Genomic DNA, 13,351 nt, shown 5'->3' on the forward strand with positions numbered 1-13,351 from the left:
GCCCCCCTGCTTTTCTCCAGCTACCGGAGGTGGGGTCAGAAGCGCAACTGTGCCGCGTGATGCCGCCCAAGCCCGTCCGTCGCTGCGACCAGACGGTCCGAAATACCGGATTCCGACAGCGCGTGCCCGGCGAACGGCGCAATGTCGAGGCTGACGTCCGACCAGCTCTCAGCCAAAAGATGCGCCGACAGCGGTGGGCAGATCATGTCATAACGACCCTGCACGATATGCCCGCCGATGCCTGCCAGTTTCGACAGGTTCTTCCGGATCCAGCCATCGTGATCCAAAAAACCCTTGTGTGTGAAATAATGGTTTTCCAGTCGCGCGAATGCCCGTGCATATTCGCCCCCCGGCTCGCCGGAGCGGCCCTGTGACTGGACCGAGGCCAGTGCATTTTCCCATGCCGCCCATGCCCGGGCGAAACGGGTCTGTTCGTGCGGTGGCGTATCGAAAAGGCGGCGGTTGTAGGCCGCAATCAGATCGCCGCGTTCGTCTTCGGGCACCATGCCGACAAACCGCGACCATTGATCCGGCCAGAATGCCCCGGCCCCGCCACCATAGAACCAGTTCAACTCGCGTTGTTCCATCAGGAACACGCCGCGCAGAAACAGATGCGCCGCGCGGTCGGGATGGGTGATGGCATAGACCAACGACAACGTCGCACCCCAACTGCCGCCGAAGACAGCCCAGCGGTCGATATTGAGCAAGGTCCTGATGCGTTCGATATCGCCAACCAGATGCCATGTCGTGTTGTTGGCGACGCTGGCGTGCGGGCGCGACCGGCCACAGCCACGCTGATCGAACAGGATGATGCGCCAGATCGAAGGATCGAAAAACCGTCGCATCATCGGGCTGCACCCGCCGCCGGGACCCCCATGCAGTACGACGACCGGCAAACCTTCGGGGTTTCCGCATTGCTCGACATAAAGGCTGTGTCCCTCGCCCACGTCCACGACGCGCTGATCGAAAGGATCGATCGGAGCATAGAGTGCGCGGGCGCTGGTCTGGGGCGTGTTCCTGTCCATTCTCTGGCCTATATAGAGTGCGACACCCCGGACGCCATCGGGAACGATGTGAAAAAAGAGGACGCCATGACCACCACTATCGACGCCGCCGAGATCGAGAAGTTTCAGGCGATGGCCGCCGAATGGTGGGATCCGAACGGAAAGTTCAAACCGCTGCACATGCTGAACCCCTGTCGGTTGGATTACATCACCACGCAGATCGCGGCAGAATTCGACCGCGATCTGACGGGCGATCGGCCGTTTGCGGGTCTTCGCCTGCTCGATATCGGATGCGGCGGCGGTCTGCTGTCGGAGCCGATGGCCCGGTTGGGCGCGACGGTCGTGGGGGTCGATGCGGCAGCCCGCAATATTCCCGTGGCACAGGCCCATGCCATGCAATCCGGTCTGGAGATCGACTATCGCCACACTTCCGCCGAAGACCTGATTGCCGCGGGCGAGCCGCCCTTCGAAGTGGTCCTGAACATGGAGGTGGTCGAGCATGTATCGGACCCGCTGACCTATCTTACCGCGTGTCACGATCTGATGCGGCCGGGCGGGCTGATGATCTGCTCGACCCTGAACCGCAATCCAAAGTCTTTCGTCATGGGTATCATCGGGGCCGAGTGGATAATGCGCTGGCTGCCCAAAGGCACACATGACTGGTCGAAGTTCATCACACCCGATGAATTGTTCGACCTGCTGACGCGCGCCGGGCTTCGCCCCGAAGATCGCATGGGGTTCGTGTTCAATCCCGTGACCTGGACCTGGCACCTGTCGGAGCGGGATCTGTCGGTGAACTACGTCACGGCCAGCGTGCGCCCTGACTAGGCCTGTTTCGCACCGTAACGCGCCAGAAACGTGTCGACCGCCCCATCGATGACGCGCTGACGCTCTGCTTCGGTGGTGGTCTTGCGGATGCCGAACATAAGTTCGGAAAACAGATGCGACTTGCACAGCTCGGCGAACTGGTCGGCGGCAAGCTCCAGATCGTCGATCACCAGATGCCCGTCCTCAACCGCATCGCGCATGTAGTCGACCATCCGTTGGCGAAACAGCTTGGGGCCCGTTTCATAGAATTCGCGGCCCAGCTCGGGAAAGCGGTCCGACTCGGCCACGCACATGCGAAAAATCGACTGGCCAAAATCCGACAGGAAAAACTCCAGCATTCGCTCTGCCGCGACGCAGAGAACCCTGCGCGGGTCACATTCATCGCACAGAATTGCGTCCGCTTCCTCGATCTGCAGGCAGCATTCGGCCTTGGCCACTTCCATGAACAACAGGCGCTTGTCCGCGAAGTAGCTGTACAGGGTGGCTTTCGATACGCCCGCTGCCTTGGCGATCGCATCGACGCTGCTCCCTTCATAGCCATCAGCCATGAAAACAGCACGCGCGCCTTCCAGCACCTGATCGAACTTACGACCCTTTTTGATCGGCGACACATCGTTCATGATTTTTCCGCACCCTTCCTGTCGAAATATACTCCGCAACCGCAAGTGCACAAGCACAACGGCGCGGACTGTCAGGGTGCGGAACCGATCAGCGCTTGCTGTCCTGGGTTGGTTGAACAGGTACCGGCGGTGATGCGGGCGGTGCGTCAGCGGAAGGCGGAAAAGTCAAATAAGGCAGATTAGCCCCCCACCCCGCTGTCATGGCGGGTCGAGCGGTAGCAGAAAACAACAGTAAGAACATCAGGAACAGACGTATCATGCTAGAAACTCCTTAAAAGTGGCCACGCAAAAAACTTCGGCCAAGTGAATTTCGCAGGTTTGCCGTCAGTGCGACGGCCTCGATATGCCACGCGCGCTAAATGGAAAAGCGGACGGGACCGTTGATCAGTCTTCATCGTCATCCGACAGATTTCTGATCACTTCGTTAAGCGATAAGGTTCCACAGTCCGATTCTTTTACACCGGCAGAGCGCTCCAGCATAGTGCATCCTCCCGAAGCTCAGACTTGGCGGCTGGACTGAGCAGCGGTTGGATCGACATAGCCCCATCCGTCACCGCCGATTTTGATAGCGTGACCTGTCCGACGACAGACGATCATCATCGACGATGTCGATCGTCTGGGCCATGGCAGGAAATGCAATCGAGGCGCTCAAGCAGGTTGCTAATAAATCCTGGACATCTGTTTGTTCCCTTTCACTGGAACTGAACAGTTCGGTACACATGCACGTGATATGTTTGGTTTCGCTCCGCCAGCAGAAAATAAACCAATCGGTTCATCTCGATCTGCGAGCCGAGAAACCACCCCGCGACAGAACCACTCGCCGGGGTCCGTCGCAGGGTGCCGCCGCCCGAGGGGATAGAAACGGGCGACGTGTTCGCCGACCGGGTTGGGTTCCGGCCTGCTGTCACGTGTGAACAGTTTGCGCCCGCGGCGCAGACGGTGCAATTCGCGAAACTTTGCCATCGGCCAAGGTCCGCGCAGGGTTGCGCTGAACGTGGCCGGGCGTATCTTCACAATCATGATACCGGGCTTGTCAAATCGCCGTCGCTTCCGCGACCTCTCCGAACAGGAAATTCTGGCTTTGGCGATTTCGTCCGAGGAAGACGACGCCAGCATCTATCGGCTCTATGCCGAACGCCTGCGGGCCGAATATCCCGACAGTGCCGCCATCTTCGACGCCATGGCCGAGGAGGAGAGCGAGCATCGCCGTCGCCTGATCGACCTGCACGCCGCGCGTTTCGGCGACGTCATCCCCCTGATCCGCCGCGAACACGTCGCTGGCTTTTATGCCCGCCGCCCGGTCTGGCTGATCGAGAATCTCGGACTTGATCGGATAAGGTCCGAAGCCAGCGCGATGGAGCATGAGGCGCATGCCTTCTATACCCGCGCCGCACAGCGCACCTCCGACGCGGCGACGCGCAAATTGCTGGGCGATCTGGCCGCCGCCGAAGCGGGGCACGAGACGCGCGCGGAAGAGCTGACGGAGACAGGCCTGACCGCAGGCGTCCGCGATGCCGAAGACCAGCACGCGCATCGGCAGTTCGTCCTGACCTGGGTGCAGCCCGGTCTGGCCGGCCTGATGGACGGCTCTGTCTCGACCCTCGCGCCGATCTTCGCGGTCGCCTTCGCCACTCAGGACACATGGACGACCTTCCTCGTGGGCCTCGCCGCATCGGTCGGCGCGGGTATTTCGATGGGGTTCACAGAGGCCGCCAGCGACGACGGTCAACTCTCGGGCCGGGGCGCGCCCTGGAAGCGGGGGATCGCCTCCGGGCTGATGACGACACTGGGCGGTCTGGGCCATGCCCTACCCTACCTGATCCCGCAATTCGGGCTGGCCACCGGCATCGCCATCGCCGTGGTCTTCGTCGAACTCTGGGCCATCGCCTGGATCCAGAACCGGTTCATGGACACCCCGTTCTGGCGCGCCACCCTGCAAGTCGTCGTCGGCGGTGGCCTGGTTCTGGCGGCAGGCATCCTGATCGGCACCGGATGAACCGCGAAACGCTGCGGCGCCTTGCCTTGCGAGCCGTGATTGCAGTGGCCCTGGGTGCCTCGCTCTGGCTGCTGTCGGATACTCTGCTGGAACGGACCCGGACGGAACAACGGTGATGCCACCTCTCGACAGCCCCTGCCAGCCCCGCTAGCGATCACCCCATGTTGGCGATCTTCCTGAAAACCGTGCCCTTCTTCGCGTTGATTGCCTTGGGCTATGCCGCCGGGCGCACGAAGTTCTTCACGTCCGAAGCAACCGCATATCTGACCAAGTTCGTCTTCTGGTTCGCCCTGTCGGCGATGCTGTTCAACTTCGCGGCCAATCTGACGCTGGCCGAAATACTCGACTGGCGGTTCATCACCGCCTATCTGTGGGGCACTGTCACCGTCTACCTGATCGCGACAGTCGTCGGAATCCTCCGCCGCCTGCCCATCGCCGAATCCGCCGTCGAGGCGCAATGCGCCGTTATCGGCAACGTCGGTTTCCTTGGCATCCCGATGTTCGTGCTGTTGCTGGGGCCAGAGTCGGCAGGCCCGATGCTGATGGTGCTGGCGACTGACCTGATCATATTCTCCTCGCTGATCGTGATCCTGATCACCGGATCGCGCGACGGCCGGGTGTCGGTCAAAACTCTGCACACCGTCGGGTTGGGACTGGTGAAGAACCCGATGATCGTTTCGATCGTTCTGGGTATCGCATGGTCATCCACGGGACGCGAACTCTGGCAGCCGGTCAATGAATTCCTCGCCATTCTGGGCGCCGCTGCGACGCCCGGCGCACTCTTCGCCATCGGCGCATCGCTGGCCGGCAAGACGGCGGAGCGTATTTCGGTCGCGGGCTGGCTGACATTCTGCAAGCTGGTGCTGCACCCGGCGGCAGTCGCGCTGGCGGCGCTGGTGATCTTTCCGGTCGCCGATCCGTTCGCCGCTACGGTGATGATTTCCGCAGCCGCCTTGCCGGTCGCGGGCAACGTCTACATGCTGGCGCAACATTACGGGGTCGCGCCGCAACGGGTCTCTGCCGCGATCCTTGTCTCGACGGCGGTCTCCATCGTAACCGTCTCAGTCGTCATCGGACTGCTTACTGGGGGTATCTGACGTGAAGACCTTATCGGAAAACCGCTGCTTCGGCGGCACGCAGGGCGTGTATTCCCACACCTCCGACGCGACCGGAACACAGATGACGTTCGGCCTGTTCAAACCCGAACACGCCACCGGCGCGGTGCTGTGGTATCTGTCGGGCCTGACCTGCACCCACGAAAACGCGATGACCAAGGCCGGGTTGCAGGGCTGGGCCGCGAACGCCGGTCTTTCGCTGGTGTTTCCCGATACGTCGCCGCGCGGCGAAAGTGTTCCCGACGACGACGATTACGCCATGGGACAGGGCGCGGGTTTCTACGTCGACGCGTCCCAAGGCGAATGGGCACGGCATTTCCAGATGGAAAGCTATATCACCAAGGATCTGCCCGAAGTGGTCTTCACCGCCTTCGATCTGGACGACACGCGGCAGGGCATCACCGGGCACTCGATGGGGGGCCATGGCGCTCTGACGCTCGCGCTGAAGGAACCCACGCGCTATCGCTCCGTCTCGGCCCTCGCGCCGATCTGCAACCCGTCGGCCAGCGACTGGGGCACGCCGCAACTAACCGCCTATACCGGGCGTCCGGCATCCCACGACGCCACCGTCCTGCTGACCGACGGGGCGCACCTCCCCCCCGCCCTGATCGACACCGGCACCTCGGATCAGTTCTACGACAAGCTGGGGACGGCGGCCTTCGCGGCGGCGCTGGCAGAGACGAAATCGGAAGCCACGCTGAACCTGCGGCGTGGCTACGACCACAGCTATTTCTTCGTCTCGACCTTCGCGCCGGACCACGTCGCCTTCCATGCGGAGCATCTGGCATGACGATCCGCGCCGTTATCTTCGACATCGGAAACGTCCTGATCGAGTGGCAGCCCGAGCGGTTTTACGACCGCACCGTAGGCGAGGCGCGCCGCCGGGAGATGTTCGCCGCCGTAAACCTGCACGGCATGAACGACCGTGTCGATCTGGGCGAAGGCTTCCGCGACATCATCTACGAAACCGCCGAGGCGAACCCGGCTTTCCGCACTGAAATTCGCATGTGGCACGACCATTGGCTGGAACTGGCGAACCCCGTGATCGACCACTCGGTTCGCCTGCTGCATGCCCTGCGCGCCAAGGATGTGCCGGTTCACGCCCTGACCAATTTCGGCATCGAAAGCTACGATCTGGCGAAGGGGCACTTCGATTTCCTGCACACCTTCGATACCGCCTTCGTGTCCGGCCACATGAAGGTCATCAAACCCGATCCGCAGATCTATCGCATGGTCGAGGACACGCTGAACCTGCCCGGCGACGCGCTGCTGTTCGCGGATGACCGCCATGCAAACGTCGCGACAGCGAACGCGCGCGGCTGGAATGCGCATCTGTTCGAACATCCGCAGGGCTGGGCCGACCGATTGGTGTCCGAAGGCCTGCTCACCGCGGCCGAGGCCGCATGAACCCGCCGTTCATTCCCTTCGCGGCGGAAGCCAGGCTGGACTGGCTGGACCTGACGCATGCGCTGGCGGCAGGCCACGATCTGCCGCGCGCCGAGACGAAGGACAGCTTCCTTTATCGTGGCGACGACACCATCCTCAGCCGGGCGGCATGGATCGACGAGCTGGGCGCGCTGGTGAAAACGGCGACGATCTTTCCGGACAATCCCGCCATGGACAAGCCGACCGTCAACGGCGCCGTATCGCTGTTCTCCGACACCGACGGGACTCTGGCCGCAATGCTGGATTTCGCGCTGGTCACGAAATGGAAAACGGCCGGCGACAGCCTTCTGGCCGCGACCCGACTGGCCCGACCCGACGCCGCGCGCATTCTGATCGTCGGCAGCGGTACCGTCGCCCGGTCGCTGCACGCCGCGTATTCGGCGGCCTTCCCCGATGCGCGTTTCGCGGTATGGTCGCGCACCGCGGCCACGGCGCGAACATTGGCCGACAGGCTTGGCATCGACCACGCCCCCGATCTGGCCGACGCCGTGCCGCAAGCCGATATCGTCACCTGCGCCACGATGACGACCGATCCCATCCTGCGCGGCGACTGGCTGCGCCCCGGTCAGCACATCGACCTGATCGGCGCCTATCGCCCCGACATGCGCGAAGCCGGGGACGATGTCCTGCGCCGTGCCACGATCTTCGTTGACAGTCGTGCGACCACGATGGACCACATAGGCGAACTGAAAATTCCATTGGCCGAGGGCGTGATTGATGCGTCGGACGTAGTGGCGGACTACTACGACGGGAACGCGATGCGGCGCAGGTCGGACGATCAGATTACCCTGTTCAAGAACGGCGGCGGCGCGCATCTCGATCTGATGACGGCGCGATATATTCTGGATACTGTCGGCTAGGCTTCGACGGCCCGTCTCAAAGCAGGCTTTCGGCCCGGAACGACACCTCGGTCGCCTTGCCGATGATCAGATGGTCGTGCAGCGCGATGCCCAGAACCTGCGCGGCGTCGCGGATCGCATAGGTCATGCTCACATTCGCCTTCGATGGGGCCGCGTCGCCGGACGGATGGTTGTGGACAAGGATCAGGCCCGACGCATTCAGCGCCAGCGCCCGCTTCACCACTTCGCGTGGATAGACCGGCACATGGTCGACCGTGCCCTCGGCCAGTTCCTCATCCGCGATCAGCACGTTCCTGCGGTCCAGGTACAACACGCGAAATCGTTCGGTCACCTGATGCGACAATGCAGTCCGAAGGTAGCCAAGCAATGTGTCCCAGGATGACAGGACCGGCTGCTCGATCACTTTAGAGCGCACCATGCGGTGCCCCGTCGCCTCCATGATCTTGAGGTTTTCGATGACCGCCTGACCTACGCCCTGCACGTCGGCCAACTGGTCCGCCGGGGCGGCCATCACCCGATTCAGGTCGCCGAAGCGATGCAGCAGGCGCTTGGCCAGCGGTTTGACGTCACCCCGCGGCAAAGCACGAAACAGGATCAACTCCAGCAATTCGCAATCGGGCATCGCCGCGGCACCCCCCTCCATGAAGCGCCGCCGCAGGCGGACACGATGGGCAAGGCGAGGGTCGGGTTCCAACAGGGAGGATGGAACGGGAATTGTCTTCGGCATTGCCATGCCGCCTGCGAACAGGTCTTTCACGGGTGCCTCATTGAAGCTGCCGGGCTGGCTATCAGGCGAATCGGTGTCGAGACTGGTCATGTCCCGAACTCTCGCCCGCAATGGTTAAGGCATGGTTAACCGTTTGAAGCCGCATCATATGTCGGGTGGAACATCCCACCGGGCGACAGCGTGAAAATTTCCGCCCCCGTCGCCGTCACCCCGATCGAATGCTCAAACTGCGCCGAAAGCGACTTGTCGCGGGTCACGGCGGTCCAATCGTCGGCCAGCACCTTGGTTTCGGGCCGTCCCAGATTGATCATCGGCTCGATGGTGAAGAACATCCCCTCCTCCAGCACCGGACCCGTTCCGGATCGGCCATAGTGCAGCACGTTGGGCGGCGCATGAAACACCCGCCCCAGACCGTGGCCGCAGAAATCGCGCACCACGCCCGTGCGGTGCCCCTCGGCATAGGCCTGAATGGCATGGCCGATGTCGCCGAAGGTATTTCCCGGCTTCACCGCTTCGATCCCCTTCATCAGGGCGTCGTGGGTGATCTGGATCAACCGCTCGGCCTTCCGGCTCAACCGCCCCGCGACATACATCCGCGAGGTATCGCCAAACCAGCCATCGACGATCACCGTAACGTCGATGTTCAGGATATCGCCGTCCTTCAGCACCTTGTCGCCGGGAATCCCGTGGCAGACGACGTGGTTCACGCTGATGCAACTGGCATGGGCATACCCCTTGTAGCCGATGGTGGCCGAGGTCGCGCCCGCCTCGGTCACCCAATCGGTGATCATCTGGTCCAGCGCGCCGGTCGTCGCCCCCGGCACCACATGTTCTGCAATTCGGTCAAGGATCTCTGCCGCCAGCCTGCCCGCCCTGTGCATGCCCGCAAAATCCGCGTCCTCGTGGATGCGAATGCCGTCCCGTGTCAGTCTGCCGCGATGTTCGTCCAAGGGTCTGCCTCCGGTTCCGTCGCGGGCCACATAATGCGCCTGACGGGAATTATCCACCAGTGACGGTTCCCGTGAACGGCAAGGCGCCTTGCGCCCAGACCCCCTCGACCGTGATCCGCGAGTCCAGCGCGATGACTTCGACCCCCGCCGCGCGCGCCGCATCGAAGGCGCGCCCGTAACCGGGGTCGATGTCCGACGCGACGCCAATGCGATCGCAATCCGTCCGTTGCAGGGCGAACAGAACGACCGCACGATGCCCCTGCCGGACCATTTCGGCCAATTCCCCCATGTGTCTGGCCCCGCGCAGGGTCACACAATCGGGAAATTCCGCCAGATCGCCGGTGCGGCGCAGGGTGACGGCCTTCACCTCGACATAGATATCCCGCTCCGGCCCGGTCAGCAGAAAATCGACGCGGGAGTTCGCGCCATACCCGACCTCTGCCCGCACTGTATCATAGCCATCCAGCCCCGGCACCGCCCGAGCGCGCAACGCCTCCCCCAGAACCCGGTTGGGCAGGCCGGTATCCACGACAACGCGATGACCCCCCGGCAGATCGGCCAATCGCCATCCATACTTCAGCTTTCTCTTCGGATCGTCATTCGGCTCCAGCCAGATACGCGCACCCGGCGCGGCCTGCCCGGTCATCGCACCGGGGTTGGGGCAATGCGCGGTCACTTCCGTCCCGTCGTCCAGAACGGCATCGGCCAGAAACCGTTTGTACCGACGGACCAGCGTGGCGGGGATAAGCGGAGTGGCGAAGCGCATGGGGCCGCCCTATACCGTGACCCGACACAGGAGACCATGATGCCAAATCCCACTGCCGCCATGCTCGTCATCGGGGACGAAATCCTGTCGGGCCGCACCCGCGACGCCAACATGCACCACCTGGCCGGCCAACTGACCGAAGCGGGCATCACGCTGGCCGAGGTCCGGGTGGTCAGCGACGATCACGACGCCATCGTCCGCGCCCTGAACGACCTGCGCGATACATGGGATACGGTGTTCACGTCCGGCGGCATCGGGCCGACGCATGACGACATCACGGCGGATGCGGTGGCGGACGCCTTCGACGCGCATATCGACGTGCGCGACGATGCCCGCGCCCTGCTGGCCGCGCATTACGCCAGGACGGGGGCGGAACTGAATGCCGCCCGCCTGCGCATGGCACGCATTCCCGAAGGTGCGACCCTGATCGACAACCCGGTCTCCATCGCGCCCGGCTTCAGCATCGGAAATGTCCACGTCATGGCAGGCGTCCCCAGCGTGTTTCAGGCGATGGTCGCGACCGTCCTGCCGACATTGACCGGGGGCGAACCGATGCTGTCGACCTCGACGCGTATCGACCGGGGCGAAGGCGATATCGCCGGGCCGTTGGGCATACTGGCACAGGACTATGCGGACCTGTCGGTCGGCAGCTATCCGTTTCAGAAAGACGGCAAGTTCGGGTCAAACATCGTGATCCGGGGGCAGGACCGTGCCCGTCTTGAGGAAGCCACCGCCAGACTGGCGACCCTGCTGGGATGACCGGAACCGACCCGTACGATTGGCAGAGGATCATCGATATCTGCTGGCCAGCCGAACGGATGCTGCCCGTGGGGCCATGGACCCTGCGAATCACGCCGGGTGCGGGCGGGCGCGTGAACTCGATTTCAGGCGACGCACCGGACGATTTGAGCTTGGCTGAAGATACCGCACGCGCGCAGGACCAGCGTCCCAGTTTCATAATCCACCAAGGCCAGGACACCCTGGATGACGCGCTGAATGCGCGTGGCTACGTCATCGAAGACGCCGTGAACATCTGGGCGATGGATGTAGGCCCCCTGACTCAGATGCCGCTGCCCCATGCCACTGCCTTCACCATCTGGCCGCCGCTCCAGATCATGCGCGACATCTGGGCTGAAGGCGGGCACGTCACTCCGGTCCGTCAGGCGGTCATGACCCGCGCCGCGCAACCCGGCGGCATCCTGGCGCGTGTCGACGATCGCGCGGCAGGCGTGGGCTTCGTCGCGGCGGGTGACGATACGGCCATGCTCTCGGCCATCCACGTGCTGGCCCGCCACCGCCGAAAGGGTGTCGCGGGCAATATCCTGCGGGCCGCGGCCCATTGGGCGCGCGACCGCGGCTGCACACGCATTGCGCTGGTGGCGGAGCGCGCAAACCTGCCTGCCACTGCGACCTATGCTGGTCATGGCATGGAAATCGTCGCAGGTTATCACTACCGCCGCGCACCGGAGCTGTCATGAATCCCACCGCACTCGACCTGCCGCAAGTCGATCCGCTGCCCGCCGAGACGCAGCGCTATTTCGACATCTGCACTGAAAAGCTGGGCTTCGTGCCCAATGTCCTGCGGGCCTATGCCTTCGATATCGACAAGCTCAACGCCTTCACGGCGATGTACAACGACCTGATGCTCGCGCCCTCGGGCCTGTCGAAACTGGAACGCGAGATGATCGCCGTTGCCGTCAGCGCCGAGAACCGCTGTTTCTACTGTCTTGTTGCCCACGGCGCGGCGGTGCGTGCATTGTCCGGCGACCCGACACTGGGCGAGATGATCGCGATGAACTACCGCGTCGCGCCCATCGACGCCCGCGTCCGCGCGATTCTGGATTTCGCCGTCAAGATGACCAAAGCCTCCGCCACCATCGAAGAATCCGACCGCGCCATCCTGCGCGACCATGATCTGACCGACCGCGATATCTTCGATCTGGCGGGCGTGGCGGGCTTCTTCAACATGACCAACCGCGTCGCCTCGGCCATCGCAATGGTACCGAATCCCGAATATCATGGTCAGACGCGTGGTTCACGGACGTGATACTGCGACTCGGCCTGCTTCTGCTGATCTTTCCGCTCGGGGTTCAGGCCGCTGACCTCACCATGCCATTCCCGGCCACCATCACTTTCACCGAAACCCGCGCCCTGGGCAGTCACCGCATCGCGATCGGTCCGTTTGATGAAACCCTGCCGTCCGTCACGGTCGAGGGCACGATCACCCGGCAAATCTGGCAGCTGACCGGCGCCGAGACGACGCTGCAAATCCTTGCTCCCCTGCGCGAACAACTGAGGGACGACGGCTGGACCCAGGTCTTTGCATGTTCCACTCGGGTTTGCGGCGGCTTCGACTTCCGGTTCGAAATCGACGTGACTCCGGCCCCGCAGATGTTTGTCGATCTGGCCGACTTCAGCTATCTGGCGGTTCAGAAGTCCGATGCATGGACCACTCTGCTGGTCAGCCGCTCGGGCGATCTCGGCTATGTTCAGGCGACGACTGTCGACCCGGATGGCACGGTCGAACCTGCGAAAAGCACATCAAACGCCGCATCTCCGCCCAGCACCCCGCCGATTGCCCCGCCGACCACGACGTCCGATGTCGCTCAGGCTCTGGTGGCCGAAGGTCACGCGGTCTTGTCGGATCTGGCGTTTGCCACCGGGTCATCCGATCTGACCCAGGACAGCTATTCCTCGCTCGAGTCGCTGGCGGCGTTTCTCAGGGATAACCCGTCAACCACCATCGCGCTGGTCGGCCATACCGACGCCGTCGGCAGCGCTGCCGGCAACATTGCCATTTCCCGCAGGCGGGCCGAAAGCGCGCGTACCTTGTTGACCGGGCGCTATGGCATCGCACCCGGCCGGATCGAAACGCAGGGCGTCGGCTTTTACGCCCCGATCGCACGCAATGACACCGAAGCGGGACGGCGTACCAACCGACGGGTCGAAGTCGTCATCACCTCAACCGATTAAGCCCTCAAACGCAAAACGGACCGCCTGAAACAGACGATCCGTTGCATGTGCTGGCGGTGCAGAGGG

The 13,351-nt window shown here is 63.1% G+C and carries 15 protein-coding genes; 10 read left to right on the forward strand and 5 right to left on the reverse strand.

Annotated elements, in window-relative coordinates; genetic code table 11:
- Positions 1-35: 35 nt before the first annotated feature.
- The gene (pip, locus tag BMY38_RS01775; protein ID WP_092759209.1) at positions 36-1,025 is read right to left on the reverse strand and encodes a prolyl aminopeptidase; all 990 of its coding nucleotides are present in this window, start codon (positions 1,023-1,025) and stop codon (positions 36-38) included.
- Between the two features lie 66 nt (positions 1,026-1,091).
- Between pip and ubiG the strand changes: the two genes are divergently transcribed.
- Positions 1,092-1,832, forward strand: coding sequence for a bifunctional 2-polyprenyl-6-hydroxyphenol methylase/3-demethylubiquinol 3-O-methyltransferase UbiG (gene ubiG / locus BMY38_RS01780; protein ID WP_092759210.1), 741 nt, complete (start codon positions 1,092-1,094; stop codon positions 1,830-1,832).
- Here ubiG and BMY38_RS01785 read toward each other — a convergent pair.
- Entirely contained in the window at positions 1,829-2,452 is a 624-nt protein-coding gene (locus tag BMY38_RS01785; protein WP_092759211.1) for a TetR/AcrR family transcriptional regulator, read from the reverse strand. The two genes, ubiG and BMY38_RS01785, sit on opposite strands and share 4 nt — an antisense overlap.
- 1,018 nt (positions 2,453-3,470) lie before the next feature.
- Here BMY38_RS01785 and mbfA point away from each other — a divergent pair.
- The 5 genes from mbfA to BMY38_RS01810 all read left to right on the forward strand — a co-directional run bounded on the left by mbfA (position 3,471) and on the right by BMY38_RS01810 (position 7,869).
- Positions 3,471-4,448, forward strand: coding sequence for an iron exporter MbfA (mbfA, locus tag BMY38_RS01790; protein WP_092761073.1), 978 nt, complete (start codon positions 3,471-3,473; stop codon positions 4,446-4,448).
- A 161-nt stretch (positions 4,449-4,609) separates the two neighbouring features.
- On the forward strand, positions 4,610-5,545 hold the full coding sequence (locus BMY38_RS01795) for an AEC family transporter (RefSeq protein WP_092759212.1): 936 nt from the start codon (positions 4,610-4,612) through the stop codon (positions 5,543-5,545).
- 1 nt (position 5,546) lies between these two features.
- A complete protein-coding gene (gene fghA / locus BMY38_RS01800) occupies positions 5,547-6,353 on the forward strand; it encodes an S-formylglutathione hydrolase (protein WP_092759214.1) in 807 nt (268 codons plus the stop codon).
- Positions 6,350-6,970, forward strand: a complete 621-nt coding sequence (locus BMY38_RS01805) for an HAD family hydrolase (RefSeq protein ID WP_092759216.1) — start codon at positions 6,350-6,352, stop codon at positions 6,968-6,970. Before fghA ends, BMY38_RS01805 begins: the two co-directional genes overlap by 4 nt.
- A complete protein-coding gene (locus tag BMY38_RS01810; protein ID WP_092759218.1) occupies positions 6,967-7,869 on the forward strand; it encodes an ornithine cyclodeaminase family protein in 903 nt (300 codons plus the stop codon). The genes BMY38_RS01805 and BMY38_RS01810 overlap by 4 nt, the downstream gene beginning before the upstream one ends.
- Before the next feature lie 16 nt (positions 7,870-7,885).
- Here BMY38_RS01810 and radC read toward each other — a convergent pair whose 3' ends face one another.
- Genes radC through sfsA form a run of 3 tightly spaced genes read right to left on the reverse strand, consistent with a single transcriptional unit; the run spans position 7,886 to position 10,312 of the window.
- Entirely contained in the window at positions 7,886-8,686 is an 801-nt protein-coding gene (gene radC / locus BMY38_RS01815) for a RadC family protein (protein ID WP_424338131.1), read from the reverse strand.
- Positions 8,687-8,721: 35 nt separating this feature from the next.
- Complete coding sequence (gene map / locus BMY38_RS01820) at positions 8,722-9,546, reverse strand: type I methionyl aminopeptidase (RefSeq protein WP_092759220.1); 825 nt, start codon at positions 9,544-9,546, stop codon at positions 8,722-8,724.
- Positions 9,547-9,595: 49 nt separating this feature from the next.
- Positions 9,596-10,312, reverse strand: a complete 717-nt coding sequence (gene sfsA, locus BMY38_RS01825) for a DNA/RNA nuclease SfsA (protein WP_092759222.1) — start codon at positions 10,310-10,312, stop codon at positions 9,596-9,598.
- Between the two features lie 39 nt (positions 10,313-10,351).
- Between sfsA and BMY38_RS01830 the strand changes: the two genes are divergently transcribed.
- From BMY38_RS01830 to BMY38_RS01845, 4 genes are read left to right on the forward strand one after another with little or no spacing between them, the layout of a single operon-like run.
- On the forward strand, positions 10,352-11,071 hold the full coding sequence (locus tag BMY38_RS01830; protein ID WP_092759224.1) for a competence/damage-inducible protein A: 720 nt from the start codon (positions 10,352-10,354) through the stop codon (positions 11,069-11,071).
- Complete coding sequence (locus BMY38_RS01835; RefSeq protein WP_092759226.1) at positions 11,068-11,790, forward strand: GNAT family N-acetyltransferase; 723 nt, start codon at positions 11,068-11,070, stop codon at positions 11,788-11,790. The genes BMY38_RS01830 and BMY38_RS01835 overlap by 4 nt, the downstream gene beginning before the upstream one ends.
- Complete coding sequence (locus BMY38_RS01840) at positions 11,787-12,359, forward strand: peroxidase-related enzyme (RefSeq protein WP_092759228.1); 573 nt, start codon at positions 11,787-11,789, stop codon at positions 12,357-12,359. Before BMY38_RS01835 ends, BMY38_RS01840 begins: the two co-directional genes overlap by 4 nt.
- Positions 12,356-13,285, forward strand: a complete 930-nt coding sequence (locus BMY38_RS01845; protein ID WP_092759230.1) for an OmpA family protein — start codon at positions 12,356-12,358, stop codon at positions 13,283-13,285. Before BMY38_RS01840 ends, BMY38_RS01845 begins: the two co-directional genes overlap by 4 nt.
- The last annotated feature ends 66 nt before the right edge of the window (positions 13,286-13,351 follow it).

It is taken from the genome of Jannaschia helgolandensis (assembly GCF_900109285.1).
GTDB classification, from domain to species: domain Bacteria; phylum Pseudomonadota; class Alphaproteobacteria; order Rhodobacterales; family Rhodobacteraceae; genus Jannaschia; species Jannaschia helgolandensis.